Consider the following 18,240-nt stretch of genomic DNA (forward strand, 5'->3'; position numbering starts at 1 on the left):
ATGCCTTAGCCGAGATTGCAAAGGATAAATAGAGTGGGGTTTATTGAGCGCTTACGAAACATTGGCATAACCAATGAAATATCTTTAGGAAAACTCGTCGATAAAGTAGAAGATCTATTTTATAGAGAAGAAGAGCTCAAAAAATCTATAGAGAGAAAGAAAGGAAAAAATGAAAATTGGAATAACACTGATATATTAGCTGTGACACCGACCAAAATATTTTCAGCCACAAAAATAGTTCAATGTCTATATGAAACAACATTCCCCCATACTTGTGGTACCGACGCAATCTACGGAGACAAGTATCCGAAATATTACAAACTAGACCTACAGCGAGTAGAGAATGTACTACCCGATATCAAGTACATACACATCACTCGACACCCTTACGATGTAGTTAACTCTATGCTAAGAAGGAGCCACAATGCAAAGCAGGGAAAAGACTCCTGGACAAAAAATCAAACGGCGGAAATGGCTATAAATGAATGGATTGAAGCGTGGAATTTTTCTTTAAATAAAGACAAAAAACTCCTTCACATAAAGTATGAAGATTTAATATTCAGCCAAGATACAACCATCCAAAAGATAAGCGAATTCATTACCTCAGATTTAACAAAAATAGACACACAAATCATATCAACAACCGATCATTTCGAACGGGAATTTTTAAACCCAAGAATCATCAAAAAAATAGATGCAACCCTTAATGACCCACCTAAACTTTGGGAAAAATCAATACACGAACTTCAGCAATATGGAGAATTTAAAAAAATAAATCTCAAGAATGAAAATTTAATTAAAAGAATCCTCAATAGATTTCCTAGGAAAACCTAGCCTACCCAAATCTAAAGGATCACCAACCCTATACAAATAATATTGGAAGTAAATAAATAAATACTTTTTTATGAATTCTTCATTTATGAAATTTTCGGAAAAAACCTCTCTCTCCAAATCATTCAAACAGTTGAGCTTTCTACAAGCCCAAACATAGTCACTATTCCCGAAAGCCACCACAGTCTTCAAATGTAGAAGAGCCTCGAACCCGACGCCGGAATTTATAGTAATTACTTTCCTGCAATGACGAATCAACTCATGAACATTCTTATCAGAGATTACCACCCTTCCGCGAGATTCCATACTACGCAACCTCCTTGAAACATCCGGACTCTTACACCGAGGATGCCGCTTCAGGACAAAAATCCCTGGATAATCTAAACTCAACCGATCTATCTTATCTATCAAATCCAGAACAGAGACGATTGACAACGATGCCACTTCATCATCAACAACCTGGAGAGGAATAAAATAATAATCAGTCGACATTATATTCGAATTTGTAAGTTCCTTTTGCTCATATTTGGAACGGCCACTTTTCACATAGTCTGAATAAATATTCTCATAGAAATCATGTGCGCAAGAGAAGTCTGTTACATAGCGATTCTCGCTAAATTTATGGGCAATTTCAGACCAGCCTGAATATCCATACCTATCGAGATTGAAGTAATAGGGAAAAGGTGACTCCTTGACATGAATACCTCGATTACGAAAGCCAACTGTATGATAGGAAATCACGCTCACTTTATTAGCATCTTCTTTTATAGTAACCCCAAAATATTGAATCTTAACATCATATGTATACTTATTATCATGCAGATATTTCAGCAGCAAGCTATAAACCCGAATGATTTGATCAAATACTTGCAAGTCACCCTCTAGATCAGTATCGATTCGATAAAAGGCACCTGGAAGATATACAGCGACCTCGCCAGCACAAGCGCTTGAAAAAGTTCTTTCGAATACATCATCAAAAAAATTGAGATTTGGGAAATTAACTTCAATCCTACTAAAAAATTCCTTTAATCGCCTAGATTGTTTGGGAGAAAGCTGATCTCTGTAAAGCAAATAATTGGCTTTAGCGCGACTCAGTTTCATGCACGAAATTAACGATTTTATTTTTCTATAAGCCTCATAACCACTATTAGGCTGGGAATTAGACAGGCTAGATAAGCAGTCAAATAGCCGACTCTCACCATAACCATACTCGTAAACCATTTTAGAGATTTTCCCTACCTCATACTTTGCCTTTCCAAATCCGCAATAGCGACATCTTTCCATATATTTTTTGAACTGATAAGAATTCCCGTAATGATACAAGTATTGAACATTAGATCGGGAAAAAAACAAACCGAAACTAAAGAGACGAATCATCAACAAAGAAAGCTTTATCCCCAAAAAACGAAACATGATTTTTTTTAAAGTCATATTTGAACCCATATTTTCAGAAATAAATCTTCATGAAAAATCCAACAAAAATATCTCTAATAGAAGAAAAATACCTCATCGAACACACTTCATTCAGACAAATGAATTTATACTTTTTAAGCCCACATAATATATATATAAGAAGCAAAAAACATTTTCCATCCCCTATATCAACGTACCGACAAGGGAACAGCTTTTCTAGGCCACGCCCTGTCGCGATAGCATAGTATGCAAAAAACGTAGTTGCCAAAGGGAAATCATTTTTCTGCTTGAACTTATTTGCTCTAGTAACGTTTACCTCTGACTCATACTTATCCTCAATTTCAAAAAGAACAGATCTTCTTAAAACATACGGAGCGTGATGCAACTTTTTTTTTGGCAGAAAATTGTAAGCTTTACTGAGTTCCAGCCCAGCCTTAATCGCCGCATAGTCAACGGGCCTCAGATTCTTTCCGTCATACTCAATATCATGTTTAGATGGAAATACTGACACCACACCATCGGCAGAATAAAAATCATCAATCGCAGAGTGTGAGGCTAGAAAAAAATCATCATTTAGATATAAAAAATACTCACTCAACCCTTCGATCTTGTGGAGACAACTTTCGATAGCGCGTGAATTAAAATTCGGAAGGCAATTCAAATCAGGAAAAATATCTTCGTGTGAAACCACCACTACGCCCAGATTTAGAATCCTTTGCGGGACCTCACAGTTAGTAACAATGTATATCCTATTTACCCAACTAGCGTACTTCTTCAATGAACGTATTGAATAATATATTTCCCACCTGTTTGAAAAGCGAGCATTTGAATTAACACTTTCATGCCAGCTCACATCATCACTCAACCGCCTCGACTCAAATCTGCGCAGTCTAGACCAATCGGGGTCCTGATCGTTAACCCAAGTGTAGACGACATCCACTTCCATCGCTGACCACCTATATCGGATTAATAATATTAATAAAAATTCGTATTTTCTTTATAGACGCCTTATAGAACGGATACAACCCAAGAGCAATAACAACATTTTTCCTTTTCCTGTTTTTATCTGACACTCGTAATTTTGACTGGTGCAATCGGTGTCTGTCAGCATTCAAATTACTTAAAGATTCTAATTTTGAACTTACCCGGACAACAGATGGCTTTACAACTTTTATATCCAATAGCGCCGAATTAGACGTGTAGTGATCAATTGGAAGATAAAGATCAGAAACAATATTAAGCATTTTTATTGCAGCTTCTCTTGATAGCAAATACCCATAAGCACCATAAGGTGGCTCCGCAGGAAATCCTATATGACGCCCAGACGATATTTCCATCTTACCCCATATTTTTAAGAAAACGTCTTTATGACGATTCGATGAAGTGTGAGACCCAAGAAAAATGATATCTGGATCAGTAAGATGCTCAACTGCCGCAGCGCATACTAATTTAAAGTCAGGCTCTAAAACCACATCATCTTCTAGAATCAATGCATATTTCTTTTTTTGTAGAATTATTTTTTTATAGATTTCGATATGAGATAAAGCACAACCAATCTCGGCCGAAGTAAGTACTCGTCCTATCTTGGCTTTACTTTCGACCGAGTTGTATAGATCAACTTTCTGGCTCGGTTTAATCAAACGCCCATCGATTGCATCGAAAAATATCGCCGAGGGGAAAAAATTCGAAAGAAGCTCCTTCATATAGCTTCTTTTAAGCTTATCTCGTTCCAAATTGATTACGTAGCACTCTATTTCATTAGTGCACATGCAAGAATTTCCCTAATACGCCTTACCAATACCTTAGTGTAAGAATGCTTTTTGATGGCATCCTTAACCATTTCGAGAAAACGATACTCCAATTCCGATTGATCCAGTCCGCGACGATTATAAGCAGCCTCCATAGCACGAAAATGCCAGAGCCTAGATAGAAGACGAGCATCCAGCGACCCTCTACTCGCACTATTTTTATGCATCCTGTAAAAATAGAGGAATTCATTTATATACCTGATCTCTCCCACTTCTTCCATTTTGTAGTAAAGGTCATGGTCTTGAGCTCGTTTCAGCGCAGGATTAATGCCTTCAGTTTTATCATAGAACCTTCGCTTGCACGATACGAGATGTGATATTTTTCCTACTTCTAAATGAGAGCGAGAAGATCCGGCACTTTTTCTTATATTTTTTTTAATGATTCGAAGAGCGCTATTACAATCATAATAATTGGAATAAACGAGCGAGCACAGCGAGTTTTCTAAGTGGCACTTCACCATCAATGACAAAGCGTTGCTTGCAAGCTCATCATCAGAGTCCAGGAAACAGAATATTTCACCGCTTGACTCTTCTACACATTTTCGCTTTGTGTAGCCTGTGCCGAAATTCTCCTTGTTTCTAAATACCTTTATTTTATCGCTTTTAAGTTCCTTGATGATATCGAGAGAATCATCCTCTGAGCAATCATCAACTATCACAATTTCGTAGTGCTTATAATCCTGACTTAGAACGCTATTGATTGCACCTGCTATAAACTCGGCACTGTTAAAGCTCGCAATTAGCACTGAAAATTTAGGGGAATTGCTCAAAATCAACTCCGAATCTTCTCTATGATAGCAGTAGTGGAAATACTTTTTGTCCTCTTCAAATAAACTATTTCACAAAGATCACTATACTCATCGAACCGCCCCTCCCAATCATCACCCATCACTAATAGCCCGGCACTGTAGCGGGTAATATAGCTTCCTTTATCTTCTAACCGTTCCTCAAAGAAACATTCGTCCACAGATTTTAAAGACGAAATAATTTCATATCTTTCTTCTTGAGAGTAAACAGGAAGTCGCTTCTTTTTCTTGAAAGTTAGTTCGTCTGTGGACACACCTACGACCAGATGATCTCCTAAAGATCTAGCTTTTTGCAAAATGCGCAAATGCCCTACATGAAAGACATCAAAAGTCCCAAATGTTATCACCACTTTACTCATGGGCAGCTCTCATACAATTCTCAATACTTCCTGGCACGCCCTGTCGGATGACGAGCCATCAGCATAGTGTTGATAAACCAACGTCTTTATCGTTTCACGCTGCTCATCAATGCTTGGCAATCCAGCCTCCAAAGTTTCAACGGATTCTGCGATCACTAACTTAAATTCAGCAAGGTCTTTAACTGCCTCACCATATCTGTAACTTCCATCCAAACTAAATCCCTTCCTGAACGGCGGCGGCACATCGAGGTATATCGCTGGACGATCCAGCAACAGGAAGTCAAAAACTATCGACGACCAATCGTATATCAGAATATCGGTCAGCAAGAGCAGTCGCTCTGTATTTGGGTATTTATCCGCAGGTACGGCATATATATTTTCGGACTGCTTACTGCCTTGCGACGCATTCATATGCATCCGTATCAGAAAGATGCAACTGTGCTCTTCAGCCACTTGACTGAGCTCACGAAGAAACTCAGTCTCTACCATGCCAAAGGGATACAGGCTTCGCTCTGCGTCGTCTTGCTTCCAGGTAGGCGCGTACAGAATCACTTTTCTGTCAGTGACTGGAATATCGTACTCACGCATAAGCTCGTCCCGGCTGATTTTTCCCGGATTGACCAGCACATCTGTTCTAGCATAGCCAGTCGCTTTCAGCTTTTGTCGCTTAAAGCCAAACTTTTTCTCATACAGATCGGCCATAAACTCTGAGGCCACCCAGATTTCGTCATATCGGTGTTGCACTTTGAAATCATCTTTATCAAAGCCCTTGAAGGGTATTCCATGCCAGACATCAATAAACCTTAAGGAGGAATAATCCAGCAGCAAGACCAACGAGTGAAGGCCGTGGTCACTGATAAGCGCTTTCGCTCTTACGATTAGTTTCAATGCCTGAGGGCTGCCTGCCCAGACCACCGATATGCCCTGCCTCTTTAGCTGCCGATAATAGGGGTAATCCATGGTGAGGTAGGTCAAGCTCAACTCGTCGTACTTCAAGCTCTCGCGGTATATGGCACCAAGATTACCATTGAGTTTGTGACCGTAGAGCACCACTTGGTTGTTGCTGGCTATAAATCGCCGCAAAAGCACCGCCAACAAGGCGTTGAAGGTCATTAGCCCCAACCATAGCCAGTGCCAGGGATTGCGCTTATCGACTTTCATTGTTTGCTGGCACTTGATGTGATTGATGTTTGTGCACTAGCAGGCTGGAGCACCAATTCTTGATACCCCTCCTCGAATTCCTCACTTCTATGGCTGATGATAAAGATGCAACAAGCAGGAAAGGTCTGCTGAATGCCACTCAGAATCGCCTTGGCCGATTCAACATCCAATGGAGAAAGGCTCTCGTCCAGGAACAGCAGTTGCGCCTTTTTATATAGCGCCCTGGCAATAAGCACTCGACATTTTTGTCCGCCAGAGAGATTGGTCGCACCTTCGCTGATTGTCTCACCGGGCAGAGAATCCAAGCCGCAGATATCGTAGATGCGGTTATACAGCGGCGCATCGCAGGCGCTACCCGCGATATTGTCCAGCAAAGTGCCTTCAAAAAGGTAGCCGCTTTGATTGACGTAGGCAATGGAAGCCCACCACTTGGGCAAGGGAATATCGTTCAGATCTACGCGATCTATAAGGATTTTCCCGGCCTGGGGCTTGCGCAAACCGGCCAATAGTTCAATAAGGGTGGTCTTACCCGCACCCGACGGCCCGTTTATTCGCACTACCCCGGTAAGCGTAAGATCGGCAGTTAGATTCTGGAACACCCAGTCCTGCCCCTGGTGGGCATAGCACACCCCATCCAGACTCAGTTGTCTGAAATCGTCAACCGCTCGGGATGGTGCGGGCTCCTGTGCCGTGAAAGACAGCGATTGCCATTCCTCTTTCACACTCTCAAGCACCACTGCGGCACAGGTGACCTTGCTGACGGCGTGGTAGATTTGCTGAGCAGCGGGAAGGATTTTATAGGCGGCAACGGCAAAGAGTGAAATTGTCGCAACCAATTGATGGGTGTTTTCTGCTGACTTGCCCAGATAATAAGCTGCAATCAGCAACAGCGTCATCCCCAATACCTCAATGAAGTTGCGGGGAATGGTACCGAGAATTTCGATATTGGCCGTTTTTCTGGAGGTTCTTGTTTTGATCTGCCGGAAATGCTCCAGGTAATCTCTCAAGCGACCATCAATATGAATGTTCCGATAGTCCGCATAGCTGCCAGTAATCATCTGGTTGAGCTGCTTCTGCGATTCGAAATTTTCTACACTCATGCGCTTCAGCTTTGTTTTGATCAGCGAATACACCAGGAAATAAGCACCCGCAATTATCAGCAGAAGAAACAGGGTGACGCGAACATTGAAGGCCATCAGCAACGCAGCAATAACACCAAGCTGCACGGCGCGGGAAAGTATGACGAAGCTGGAATCGATGATACCCGCGGCCACCCGCTCACTGACGCCGTTGACGTTGCGCAAGAACGCCGACCCGGGGCGCTGGTAAAAAGGCTCTATCGATTGGGCCATGTAATGGTTGAAAGCCCTTGCCGAAATATCTGCACTTATCCTACGGATAAAGCGCTGCCGGGCGAAGACGCCCAGCGTGGTCATTAGGGCACCGCCCCAGATAAAACCGATGGCGCCAGCAGTGACCATCGCCAGAAACACCGGCTTCTCCGGCTTGCCCAACCACAGATACAGGGTATGCAAATAACCCTTTTCAACAGCTCTCTCAAAGTCTATCAGCGACGTGACGGCAGGGATGATGGCTGCAATACCGACCAAGTCCGCTATGGCGGTAATGCTCAACAAAACAGCAACCAGCCAGTATTCACGCCGCTGCTTTGCAGCTAACAAGGCGAACGCGGATTTAATTGCCGAATACATCTTCAAGCTCGTAAAAACAGGCGTAATTGCAAACGGCTGATCCTGTGTACAAATTGCTCATGATGCTGCATCAGCGCTCCTTATACATCAGCGCAGTTATCTGCTCGGATATCAAACCCATCATAAACAACATGAACCCGCTGGTTAACAACAGAGCGCTCATATTAGTAAACCTACTCATTATAGTGAATGTATATCCATACCAACCCAAACCAAGCAAAAAGAAGAATGCCGCCGCGGGCGTAAATAATTTTAACGGAGAATACAGCGTAGCTACTTTGAAGATGATTAACAAAAATCGCATACCGTCTTTCAAAGGTTTAATATGGCTCTTCCCTTCCCTCTGTGCAGCATGAATCGGTACATACTTTACTGAATAGCCCGCGCGAAAAAATGCCATTGTGCTCGTTGTGGGGTAGGAAAAACCATTCGGTAATAAGTAAAGAAATTCTTTAAATTTCTCGGCACGCACCGCGCGAAAGCCCGATGTTAGATCCTCTACTTTATGACCAGTCATATATGTTGCGAGCTTATTATATAAACCGTTCGCCAATCCACGACCGACACTTGCCTGGGAGCCCGACTGACGCGCTCCCACCACCAAATCATATCCCTCATCAATCAACGCCAATAATGAACTAATATCTTTGGGGTCATGCTGGCCATCGGCGTCCATAAAAACAATAACATTCCCCGTTGCCGCTCTAGCACCTGCCTTAATAGACGCCCCATTTCCTTTCGAGTAGGGGTGGTTGATGACAATTGCGCCAGCAGATTTAGCTAATAGGCCCGTTTCGTCGGTAGAGCCATCATTCACAACAATAATTTCTGCTTCAGGAAACTGCTCTTTAATTGCCGCAGCTACTACAGCAACTGTAGCTGCTTCATTCTTTGCCGGTAAGACAACCGAAAAATTCATATTTTTACCATTTATCGTATGCTCTTTTATTTAGTTACAGCGGATCTAATTCAAGCCACCCAACTGGTAATGCGGTCTTTTTATCTACTAATGCGGTCCAGAATGCCTTTTGAGCTTGCACCGGCAACCACAAAAGATCATTTTTATCTCTTTCTATACTTAGCAGCTCGCGACTCAACTCTTCACCAATACTTGGAAACTTCTCTTCCAATTCAGCTAATGTTTTTGCATGCGCTAGCACATCGGGCACATGAGCACTTACAGGGTGATAATTTTCGACCACATGCTGTAGATCTCGCCCGCCATCTAGTGACGACATAATGAGCGCCATTTGCTTCTCAGGATCGCTTATTCTTTCGACATATACTGTTCTGTAGCCGCCAAAGCTAGCCTTTGGAAATTCAGGGCTAGTCCCTTGCTTGATTTCCTGCTTAGTCAACTCCCCAGCACTTACGACAACGTAACGGTCTGCTGTAAATACTAAAAACACTGGACGCAAATCTACTACCGTTGACATCCCGTAAGCCAAAGCCGCGATTTGTATGCTAATCACTACCGCATAATCACTTAGCAGTGATTTCATTTTTTTTTGCGGGCTATATATAACAAATGAAACCAAGGGCCCCAGCAATAGGTCGCACGTCAACACCAGTATCAAAAGGCTTCCCGCATCCATCATTTTTGCAAAGGGCGCAGGAAACCACTGTTTAAATACCAAATAACTAACTATACCCGCCACTAATGCAGTTATAACAAAGTGCGTCGAAAATGCTTTTAATTTTGCGTACCACACATCCAGCCTCACAATACAAAAATAACTGACTTAGACTTCAAAGCTCGTATTACGCTCCGCTTTCCAACGCCGCCAAGTCCCGCTGCCAACGCTTCATTATTAACGAGTTCTTTGTACGCGGTTTTAGCGTTCGCGCCCACTGTAAAAACTCCCTACCGGCTACATCACCCTTATTGGCCAAGAGCAATCGATACAATACTTGAATTGTTTCTAAGTCTGGTTTTTTTTCAAGTCCTTTGCGCATTTCCATCATCGCCGCTTCTGTGTCACCCCTTGCCAAATAAATATTAGCTCGAATAGCCGACAATCGATTGGGATCGGTACCGCGACGATATACCGGATTGCTTTTGATCAAATCAACAAGCTCTAAAACGTCAGTTGACTGCAGTCCAGCGCAGTGGCCCTGTAGCTGCAAACGCATAACCGCCTCGAGTGACGAAATAGTTAACAAACTAAAATCACCGAATGGTAATGTCTGCCGGACACTCTCCAGCCAAGCCTGCGTTGTAGCCTCTCGCTCAGTTTTCACATAACAACTGGCCCTTAAACCTTGCACCGAAACACTCGTTAGTTTTGGGTTTCTTTCCAAAGCCCCGCCATATAATGCCAGCACCTCGTCCACTCGACCCGCATTCATGTAAGCACCAGCCATTAATTGCAAGGCGCGCGGCGAATCTGGATGGTCTTTCGCCCACACTATCAGCTGGCGACTCCCCCATGTGGAGCTTGTCTGCCAAAGTACAAAAATTAGAAAACCTGTATAGATTATAGAAGCCGTAATTTTCAAATTGGCTGAAACCGGCGCCTTTAAAACGCTGACAACTAAAAGCAGCACAGGCCCAATAATTGGAATGTAGTTGCGATGTTCAAAATACAAATACAAGGGAAACAAACTAGATTCGATTAAATGCCCAAACAGATACCAAAGTAATGCAAACAACGCTAAGGGCTTTCGTCTACGCCACAGCAGAATTGAAGCAGCAAAAACAGCACCCCATGCCAGCAGGGAAAGCTGAACAATTCGGTCTGAAAAATGACGGATTGGGTAGTCATCTGCAAATGGGCTCATATCCGCAAATCTTGGGAGAAATGCCACCCGTAGATACTCCCATAAAATAACTACTTGGCTGGCAAGACGCTCAGACAAGGTAAACGGCCGATTCCAATATCTTGCCTCTACGCTTGGAATACAACTCACTATATAGGCAAGTAATAATAAACTTGGTAAACACAATGCCGCGGTCAAAGCATAGCGGCAGAATTTAGGCTTAGCCCCCGCGTCAATTACACTTTTTTCTTTGGTGAATAAAAGGCCGTGCATAGCCAATAGCAGCAACGGCAATAGGGCTCCATTCTCCTTGGTAAACATTGCCAGCAAAGTACATACACCAATGCCAATAATTGACGCAAAAAGGCCCCAGCAATTCCGCTCATGCGCTTTCACTCGCGCGTATAAATAGCAGTGCACGCCAAGCAACATAAATAATGCACTTAGCGACGTCATTCTTTGCACTGCCATTAGCGACGTCGATGCCAATATTGGCAGCGCGCCCCACAGCAACGACGCTATAGGAGCCAGCCAAACACTTGTACCAAGCACAGCAGGAGCTTGAATTTGTAAACGACGCATCGCCCACGCCAATAGCGCAACGTTACCTAAATGGATCGCGATATTAGCGCCAATAAATGGGAGGGGGTTATTCGGGTAAGCGTCGCCATGAAGTAAAAAACTTGCTAAGGCGACAGGACGTCCCAGGGGGCCGGCGTGACCGGTGAAAACATAATATATCGCACTTGGAATATCTATAACTTGTAGTACACCCTCAAAATTAAGGGCATCATCTATAAAAAACATGCCGTGAATTCCTGGCCAATACACAATAGCTAGAGCAAGTAATCCAGCAAACATTATTCGCGCTATAGTCGCTTGCGATTCTGGGTGCATTGGCAGTTTTCCGTCCAGTAAAAAAAATAGCCCCAAAAGGGGCTATTTTCTCTCCAAATAATTGGAGAAGGGTCAAGCAAGCTTAGAAAGTACCACGACAGGAACCCGGTAGGAATTTAGGATCCATAGTAGTACCGTCAGTACCTAAGCCACAACGCCAGCCGTATACTGCAACACCCACGTCAGTGGTAGCAATCGTATTCGTTGCGTCTTTCATAGGCACAAGACTTACAACTTTGCTAGCTGCATCACCCAAATCACTTGCGGAACTTGACGTAACGGTGATCACACCAGCCGCACTAGTCGCGATTGATGCAACATATTTCGTCGCATTAATTCCAGCAACGGTATGCTCACAACCCCAATCACCGGCCACAGGTAAAGCTGTGCCTGATGAGCTTTGAATCGTTTCAGTAATGCTGGTACGGCACTGCGATGCTGCCAATACTACCTCAGACACTTTTGCGCGAATTGTATAATCTTGGTAAGCAGGTAAGGCAACCGCTGCCAAAATACCGATAATCGCGATAACGATCATCAATTCAATCAATGTAAAACCTTGTTGAACTTTCTTCATAATGAACTCCGCTAAATTTTGATTTCTTCTTGTGATAGAAATCCATCACTAACGGTATGGTTATCAATATTTGTGCCAGCAATTCAGGAGCCGCCCACAATATGGCGCAAAAGCGTGACACATGGGAGCACAGGCAATTCCAGCTTTCATTATGTAGTTCTGTACAAACACGCCATATAGACACAAATCCGTCTTAACTGACAAAAAACGTCACTAAGTAGCGAAAACTCTCCGTCCGCCTGAATCTATATCTCTTAAATGACACCTACAATTCATCCCACCGCCCTGCGTAGTGCTTAATCTAATAATAGGCACTATACTGTTTTCATTACGTTTTTAACGATAAAGTGACGCTATGAACAGCCCCATAACGCCCTTAAACGGCCTAGCCAGACGCCTTGTTTACGACGAGATTCTTGATGAGGATACCGTTCGTAAAGCACAGGAGACCGCTCAGAAAGACAAAAAGAGCTTAGTGTCTTATTTGGTGAGCAAACAGCTTGCCGATGGCGTAAAGATAGCAGAGATAGCCGCAGACGAGTTTGGTATTCCATTTATCGATTTGCGCTCCTACACCGCTGAGCTCGCCCCGCAAAAAATTATCGATAACAAGTTAATTAAACTTCACCGCACACTGCCGCTTTGGAAGCGCGGGAAACGCTTGTTTATTGGCATGTCAGACCCGACAAATATCCATGCCCTAGACCAAATTAAGTTTCATACCGGTCTAACGACTGAACCCATTATTGTCGAGGAAGCGGCGCTCAATGCCGCCATCGACAAATACCTTTCCGCGCAAGAAGAATCCCTCGCCGACAGCTTGGGCGACATGGACGACGTCAGCCTTGAAAATCTTGATATCGAAGCCGTTGATGAAGACGGTGGTGGGGAAGCTGATCTTAAGGGTGCCGATGAAGCCCCGGTGGTTAAGTTTATTAACAAAGTACTTATAGATGCAATACGCGGCGGTGCTTCAGATATTCACTTTGAACCTTATGAAAAGATTTACCGCGTGCGTTTTCGTACCGATGGCATATTACAAGAAGTAGCGCGACCACCTGCATCATTAGGCTACCGCCTTGCCGCTCGCTTAAAGGTTATGTCACAGATGGACATTTCTGAGCGGCGAGTGCCACAGGATGGCCGGATCAAAATGAAGCTATCTAAAACCCGCGCCATAGACTTCCGGGTTAACACCCTTCCGACACTTTGGGGCGAAAAGGTTGTACTTCGGATACTTGACCCAAGCTCTGCCCAAATGGGCATTGACGCTCTAGGTTATGAGCCAAGCCAAAAAGATATGTATATGAAAACCCTGAATCAACCACAGGGCATGATTCTGGTTACTGGACCTACCGGCTCGGGTAAAACGGTTTCTCTTTATACCGGCCTTAACATCCTTAATACCCCTGAGCGCAATATATCCACCGCTGAAGATCCGGTAGAGATCAACCTGGAAGGGATTAACCAAGTACATGTAAACGCCAAAGTTGGCCTCGGCTTTCCTGAAGCGCTGCGCTCTTTTTTGCGCCAAGACCCTGACATTATCATGGTCGGTGAGATTCGTGATTTGGAAACAGCGGAAATTGCCATTAAGGCGGCCCAAACCGGTCACTTGGTACTATCTACCCTTCACACCAATAGCGCCTCAGAGACCTTAACGCGACTGTTGAATATGGGCGTACCGGCTTTCAATGTGGCAACATCCGTTAGCCTTATCATTGCCCAGCGCTTAGCGCGACGCTTATGTAAGGAGTGTGCCATTCCGCTAGATGTGCCACAGCACACCTTAATAGAAGAAGGATTTACCGCAGAACAACTGGAAAAGGCAACCATCATGCATCCAGTAGGCTGCGAGCGCTGCAATAATGGGTATAAAGGCCGCGTAGGGATTTACGAAGTAGTTCGCATCACCCCGGAGATTTCTCGTATTATTATGGAAAATGGCAATTCAATTGAAATTGCCGCACAGGCGCAAAAGGAAGGATTTCCAAATTTACGGCAATCAGCGCTAAAGAAGTGCGCGCAGGGTGTAACCAGCCTTGAAGAAGTGAACCGAGTGACCAAGGATTAATAATGGCAACAGCACCCAAAACACAGGTCTTTGTTTGGCAGGGCGTAGATAAACAGGGCCGTAAAACACGAGGCGAACTTACAGCGGGGTCTAGTGCCTTAGTAAAAGCGCACCTTCGCAAGCAGGGTATTGCTGCTAAAAATGTGAAGCGCAAACCCAAGCCTTTATTTAGTAACAAAAAGGCGATAAAGCCCGCTGATATCGCCATTTTTACTCGTCAAATGGCAACCATGCTTAAAGCGGGTGTTCCTTTAGTACAAAGTTTCGACATTGTAGCTGAAGGCGTGGAAAATCCGACCATGCAAGAGCTGGTTGTTGACATAAAAAACGAGGTCGCGTCTGGCGGCGGCTTCGCAAATGCATGCGCCAAGCATCCAAAGTATTTTGATGAGCTATTTTGTAGCTTAATCGCATCCGGTGAACAATCTGGTACGCTTGAAGTAATGCTAGATAGAGTCGCAACCTACAAAGAAAAGACAGAAGCATTGAAGGCGAAAATCAAAAAAGCATTAACCTACCCGATTGCCGTCATGGTGGTTGCGGTAGTCGTAACGGCAATTTTGCTCATTAAGGTTGTACCCACGTTTGCCACAACGTTCGAAAGCTTTGGCTCCGACCTTCCCGCGTTTACCAAACTGGTTGTCTCACTCTCGGAATGGATGCAGGCGAACTGGTATATATTATTGGGTTTAGCCATTGCGGCAGGGTTCTCGTTTAAAACCGCTAGACAAAAGTCACAAGCGTTTTCCGACTGGGTAGACAAAATAACGCTTAAAATTCCTGTAATTGGTGATATCGTTTTTAATTCTGTTATTGCGCGATTTTCACGAACCTTGGCAACCACTTTCGGCGCCGGCGTACCTTTAGTCGACGCACTTAGCTCAGTTGCTGGAGCAGCCGGTAACGCGGTATATAGTAAAGCGATTTTTCAAATAAGAGATGATGTAACAACAGGCCAAACCTTGTATTCATCGATTAAATTCACCAATCTTTTCCCGAACATGCTACTGCAAATGGTTTCCATTGGTGAAGAATCTGGCTCACTAGATGAAATGCTCGACAAGGTAGCAACTCACTACGAAGAAGCAGTAGATAACGCGGTCGACACTCTAACCGCATTGCTTGAACCGTTTATTATGTCGATACTCGGCGTGCTTGTAGGGGGCCTAATGATTGCGATGTATCTACCAATCTTCATGCTGGGTTCCGCAATGTAATTAGGTGTTGCCGAAACACTATTCGCTCCCGACTACATATTTACCGCTGAGTATTGTATGAATTTCTTTACCGCTCTAGAAAGCGCCCCAGTATTTACCATCACAACAATTGGTATTTTCGGACTATTGATCGGCAGCTTCTTCAACGTAGTCATATACCGCCTACCGAAAATGATGGAAGCTAACTGGCGGGAAGAGTGTGAGTATTTATTGAATGACGGTGAGCCTTCTACCCCACCGGCGCCAGCCACTGAATTTAATTTAGCGATTCCCAATTCACACTGTCCATCCTGCAATGCGCCAATTAAAGCTTGGCAAAATATCCCCGTAGTGAGCTACGCCGTCCTACGCGGGCGCTGCGCGAATTGTAAAGTTAGTATTAGTCTCCGCTACCCACTTATTGAAGTTATCACAGCGCTTATCAGTATTATGCCGCTGCTGATTTTTGGCATTACTCCTTACGCGTTTGCGATTATTTTATTTAGCTGGCTGCTATTAATTCTTACCGTCATCGATATCGATCATCAGTTATTGCCGGATCAAATCACCCTGCCACTACTGTGGCTAGGACTGCTGTATAACAGCGTATTTGGGCACATCCCCATTACCGATGCGCTATGGGGCGCAATGGCTGGGTATATGATTTTATGGAGCGTCTTCTGGCTCTTTAAAATCGTTACCGGCAAAGAAGGCATGGGTTACGGCGATTTTAAATTACTCGCCGCGCTAGGCGCTTGGCTCGGCTGGCAGTATCTGCCGCTGATTATTTTATTATCATCCGTTGTTGGCGCCGTATGCGGCGGACTTATCCTGGCACTTAATCGCAAGTCAACGTCGACGCCAATGCCCTTTGGCCCTTACTTGGCCGGAGCGGGCTGGATTGCAGTCTTTTGGGGCGATGCCATCATTGACGGTTACCTCGGTTTCGCCGGCCTACGCTGAGGAATTACTGACTAATTACTGCGCTCGGTATTTTGAACGTCTGCGGTGCTCGGAATACTCATTTACTCCGCTCCGGCAACGTCTAAACTCCCTTCGCTTGCGACATTACTCAGGAACCCCTAGGATCCATAATTCATTAAAAAGCTAAATTTAAATATGACCGAAACCAAATATGAGTAATTTAATAGTAGGTTTAACCGGTGGTATCGGGAGTGGCAAAACCGCCGTTTCTGATCGCTTTGCTAAGCTTGGTATTGGTATCGTCGATGCCGATGTGATTGCCCGAGAAGTTGTTGAGCCGGGTACCGAAGCACTGGCAAAAATCACGTCGCGTTTTGGCAATGATCTAATTCAAGAAGATGGACAACTCAATCGGGCAGCACTTAGGCAAACCATTTTTGCCGACGCCAATGCAAAAATCTGGCTTGAGTCTCTTCTACACCCACTCATTGCAGATGAGACACTTAGACAACTCGGCGGGATTCAAAGCACCTACGGTATTTATGTCTCGCCGCTACTCGTCGAGAGTAAACAGCAAAGTTTTTGCCAGCGCCTGGTAGTGGTCGATGTGCCGCAGTCCGTACAATTGACCCGCACAATGACACGAGACAGTAACGAACAAGCGCAGGTTGAGCGCATTATAGCGAGCCAAGCAACACGCGAAGAACGATTAGCCGCTGCGACAGACGTCATCGACAATACCTCAGGGTTTACTGATTTAGACCGACAAATCACCCGGCTTCACCAACAATTTTTAGAACTAGCGGGAGGGAATTAATGGCCAATGCAAGCAAGAAGCCCACAGTAGTGGCGTGTCCTAACTGCGGCACGGAACAGGTTTGGGATACCCGCAATGAGTTCCGTCCTTTTTGCTCTGCCCGATGTAAGAATAATGATCTTGTCGCATGGGCGAATGAGGATCACGCTATTCCAGGACAGCCCTTAGAGGATGTTTTTAGCGAAGATTTGGAAGGTGGTTATTAGAAAAAAGGACATTCGCTGACGCTCACACTGGATCCCCGATCGGGGTCGGGGATGACGTGGTGTGTTATATAAAGGTATTCGCTTCGCCCATTTGCGTCCCCGGTCGGGGGAGGCGTCATTTTATAGAGCCGCGGGATGACGTATTTCTGGCTTCGGACGTTAACCCGCCGTCATTCTCAGCACACTAACGTCGTCATCCTCAACTCGATTGAGGATCCATAACCTCGGGCTTTGTAGCACTCCGCCGTTACGTCAGAAGTCAGACGTCTGGCGTCCGACGCTAAAGGCATTCGCTGACGCTCACACTGGATCCACGATCGGGGTCGGGGATGACGTGGTGTAGTGGCGTCATTCTCAGCGCACCACCGCCTTCATCCTCAACTCGATTGAGGGTCCATAACCTCGGGCTTTGTAGCACTCCGCCGTTACGTCAGAAGTCAGACGTCTGGCGTCCGACGCTAAAGGCATTCGCTGACGCTCACACTGGATCCCCGATCGGGGTCGGGGATGACGTTGTGTGTTATATAAAGGTATTCGCTTCGCCCATTTGGATCCCTAGTCGGAGATGACGTATTTCAGGCTTCAGGCACGTAGGTTGGGTAGAGGAACGAAACCCAACATTGATGTGGCGGCGTACTCCGATTGTTGGGTCGTGTCACACTCATGTTGGGTTTCGCTCTGTTCTACGCCAACCTACAG

At 44.6% G+C, this 18,240-nt stretch carries 17 protein-coding genes; 6 read left to right on the forward strand and 11 right to left on the reverse strand.

All coding sequences use genetic code 11. The annotated features are described in order from the left end of the window. Positions 1-33: 33 nt before the first annotated feature. Entirely contained in the window at positions 34-834 is an 801-nt protein-coding gene (locus tag AAC007_RS05490; protein ID WP_339675110.1) for a sulfotransferase, read from the forward strand. Here AAC007_RS05490 and AAC007_RS05495 read toward each other — a convergent pair. The 11 genes from AAC007_RS05495 to AAC007_RS05545 form a co-directional block, all read right to left on the reverse strand. Beyond that, on the reverse strand, positions 793-2,262 hold the full coding sequence (locus AAC007_RS05495) for a hypothetical protein (protein WP_339675112.1): 1,470 nt from the start codon (positions 2,260-2,262) through the stop codon (positions 793-795). The genes AAC007_RS05490 and AAC007_RS05495 overlap by 42 nt on opposite strands. 16 nt (positions 2,263-2,278) lie before the next feature. Next, positions 2,279-3,190: a stealth conserved region 3 domain-containing protein gene (locus AAC007_RS05500; RefSeq protein WP_339675113.1), complete on the reverse strand. Its 912-nt coding sequence runs from the start codon at positions 3,188-3,190 to the stop codon at positions 2,279-2,281. A 10-nt stretch (positions 3,191-3,200) separates the two neighbouring features. After that, a complete protein-coding gene (locus AAC007_RS05505; RefSeq protein ID WP_339675115.1) occupies positions 3,201-4,013 on the reverse strand; it encodes a glycosyltransferase family 25 protein in 813 nt (270 codons plus the stop codon). Further along, positions 3,995-4,822, reverse strand: a complete 828-nt coding sequence (locus AAC007_RS05510) for a glycosyltransferase (RefSeq protein ID WP_339675117.1) — start codon at positions 4,820-4,822, stop codon at positions 3,995-3,997. The genes AAC007_RS05505 and AAC007_RS05510 overlap by 19 nt, the downstream gene beginning before the upstream one ends. A 2-nt stretch (positions 4,823-4,824) precedes the next feature. After that, positions 4,825-5,217: an adenylyltransferase/cytidyltransferase family protein gene (locus AAC007_RS05515; RefSeq protein WP_339675118.1), complete on the reverse strand. Its 393-nt coding sequence runs from the start codon at positions 5,215-5,217 to the stop codon at positions 4,825-4,827. A gap of 9 nt (positions 5,218-5,226) precedes the next feature. Continuing rightward, positions 5,227-6,378, reverse strand: a complete 1,152-nt coding sequence (locus AAC007_RS05520; protein WP_339675120.1) for a CDP-glycerol glycerophosphotransferase family protein — start codon at positions 6,376-6,378, stop codon at positions 5,227-5,229. Then, positions 6,375-8,090 carry an ABC transporter ATP-binding protein gene (locus AAC007_RS05525; RefSeq protein WP_339675122.1) on the reverse strand — a complete coding sequence of 572 codons (1,716 nt, stop codon included), beginning with the start codon at positions 8,088-8,090 and terminating at the stop codon, positions 6,375-6,377. Before AAC007_RS05525 ends, AAC007_RS05520 begins: the two co-directional genes overlap by 4 nt. A 70-nt stretch (positions 8,091-8,160) precedes the next feature. Continuing rightward, positions 8,161-9,009 carry a glycosyltransferase family 2 protein gene (locus AAC007_RS05530; protein WP_339675123.1) on the reverse strand — a complete coding sequence of 283 codons (849 nt, stop codon included), beginning with the start codon at positions 9,007-9,009 and terminating at the stop codon, positions 8,161-8,163. A gap of 34 nt (positions 9,010-9,043) precedes the next feature. Continuing rightward, positions 9,044-9,802: a TfpX/TfpZ family type IV pilin accessory protein gene (gene tfpZ, locus AAC007_RS05535; RefSeq protein ID WP_339675125.1), complete on the reverse strand. Its 759-nt coding sequence runs from the start codon at positions 9,800-9,802 to the stop codon at positions 9,044-9,046. Positions 9,803-9,851: 49 nt separating this feature from the next. Further along, positions 9,852-11,657: a hypothetical protein gene (locus AAC007_RS05540; protein ID WP_339675127.1), complete on the reverse strand. Its 1,806-nt coding sequence runs from the start codon at positions 11,655-11,657 to the stop codon at positions 9,852-9,854. A 172-nt stretch (positions 11,658-11,829) separates the two neighbouring features. Continuing rightward, positions 11,830-12,324 (reverse strand): pilin, encoded by a 495-nt coding sequence (locus AAC007_RS05545; RefSeq protein ID WP_339675129.1) that lies wholly within the window; start codon positions 12,322-12,324, stop codon positions 11,830-11,832. Positions 12,325-12,679: 355 nt separating this feature from the next. Here AAC007_RS05545 and pilB point away from each other — a divergent pair, with 355 nt between their 5' ends. From pilB to AAC007_RS05570, 5 genes are all read left to right on the forward strand, one after another. Then, the gene (gene pilB, locus AAC007_RS05550; protein ID WP_339675131.1) at positions 12,680-14,398 is read left to right on the forward strand and encodes a type IV-A pilus assembly ATPase PilB; all 1,719 of its coding nucleotides are present in this window, start codon (positions 12,680-12,682) and stop codon (positions 14,396-14,398) included. Between the two features lie 2 nt (positions 14,399-14,400). Continuing rightward, positions 14,401-15,615: a type II secretion system F family protein gene (locus AAC007_RS05555; RefSeq protein WP_339675132.1), complete on the forward strand. Its 1,215-nt coding sequence runs from the start codon at positions 14,401-14,403 to the stop codon at positions 15,613-15,615. 57 nt (positions 15,616-15,672) lie between these two features. Further along, positions 15,673-16,557: an A24 family peptidase gene (locus tag AAC007_RS05560; protein WP_339675134.1), complete on the forward strand. Its 885-nt coding sequence runs from the start codon at positions 15,673-15,675 to the stop codon at positions 16,555-16,557. A 172-nt stretch (positions 16,558-16,729) separates the two neighbouring features. After that, complete coding sequence (gene coaE, locus AAC007_RS05565; protein WP_339675136.1) at positions 16,730-17,335, forward strand: dephospho-CoA kinase; 606 nt, start codon at positions 16,730-16,732, stop codon at positions 17,333-17,335. Beyond that, positions 17,335-17,541 carry a DNA gyrase inhibitor YacG gene (locus AAC007_RS05570; protein ID WP_339675137.1) on the forward strand — a complete coding sequence of 69 codons (207 nt, stop codon included), beginning with the start codon at positions 17,335-17,337 and terminating at the stop codon, positions 17,539-17,541. The genes coaE and AAC007_RS05570 overlap by 1 nt, the downstream gene beginning before the upstream one ends. Positions 17,542-18,240 lie beyond the last annotated feature (699 nt).

This window comes from uncultured Zhongshania sp. (assembly GCF_963975605.1).
In the GTDB taxonomy this organism is placed as follows: Bacteria; Pseudomonadota; Gammaproteobacteria; order Pseudomonadales; family Spongiibacteraceae; genus Spongiibacter; species Spongiibacter aquimaris.

Bases quoted from the DNA above. Each gene is read 5' to 3' on its own strand.
- AAC007_RS05495 (WP_339675112.1), bottom strand. From the start codon at position 2,262: ATGACTTTAAAAAAAATCATGTTTCGTTTTTTGGGGATAAAGCTTTCT.
- AAC007_RS05500 (WP_339675113.1), bottom strand. From the start codon at position 3,190: ATGGAAGTGGATGTCGTCTACACTTGGGTTAACGATCAGGACCCCGAT.
- AAC007_RS05505 (WP_339675115.1), bottom strand. From the start codon at position 4,013: ATGTGCACTAATGAAATAGAGTGCTACGTAATCAATTTGGAACGAGAT.
- AAC007_RS05515 (WP_339675118.1), bottom strand. From the start codon at position 5,217: ATGAGTAAAGTGGTGATAACATTTGGGACTTTTGATGTCTTTCATGTA.
- AAC007_RS05520 (WP_339675120.1), bottom strand. From the start codon at position 6,378: ATGAAAGTCGATAAGCGCAATCCCTGGCACTGGCTATGGTTGGGGCTA.
- AAC007_RS05525 (WP_339675122.1), bottom strand. From the start codon at position 8,090: ATGTATTCGGCAATTAAATCCGCGTTCGCCTTGTTAGCTGCAAAGCAG.
- AAC007_RS05530 (WP_339675123.1), bottom strand. From the start codon at position 9,009: ATGAATTTTTCGGTTGTCTTACCGGCAAAGAATGAAGCAGCTACAGTT.
- AAC007_RS05540 (WP_339675127.1), bottom strand. From the start codon at position 11,657: ATGTTTTTTATAGATGATGCCCTTAATTTTGAGGGTGTACTACAAGTT.
- AAC007_RS05545 (WP_339675129.1), bottom strand. From the start codon at position 12,324: ATGAAGAAAGTTCAACAAGGTTTTACATTGATTGAATTGATGATCGTT.
- pilB (WP_339675131.1), top strand. From the start codon at position 12,680: ATGAACAGCCCCATAACGCCCTTAAACGGCCTAGCCAGACGCCTTGTT.
- AAC007_RS05555 (WP_339675132.1), top strand. From the start codon at position 14,401: ATGGCAACAGCACCCAAAACACAGGTCTTTGTTTGGCAGGGCGTAGAT.
- AAC007_RS05560 (WP_339675134.1), top strand. From the start codon at position 15,673: ATGAATTTCTTTACCGCTCTAGAAAGCGCCCCAGTATTTACCATCACA.
- coaE (WP_339675136.1), top strand. From the start codon at position 16,730: ATGAGTAATTTAATAGTAGGTTTAACCGGTGGTATCGGGAGTGGCAAA.
- AAC007_RS05570 (WP_339675137.1), top strand. From the start codon at position 17,335: ATGGCCAATGCAAGCAAGAAGCCCACAGTAGTGGCGTGTCCTAACTGC.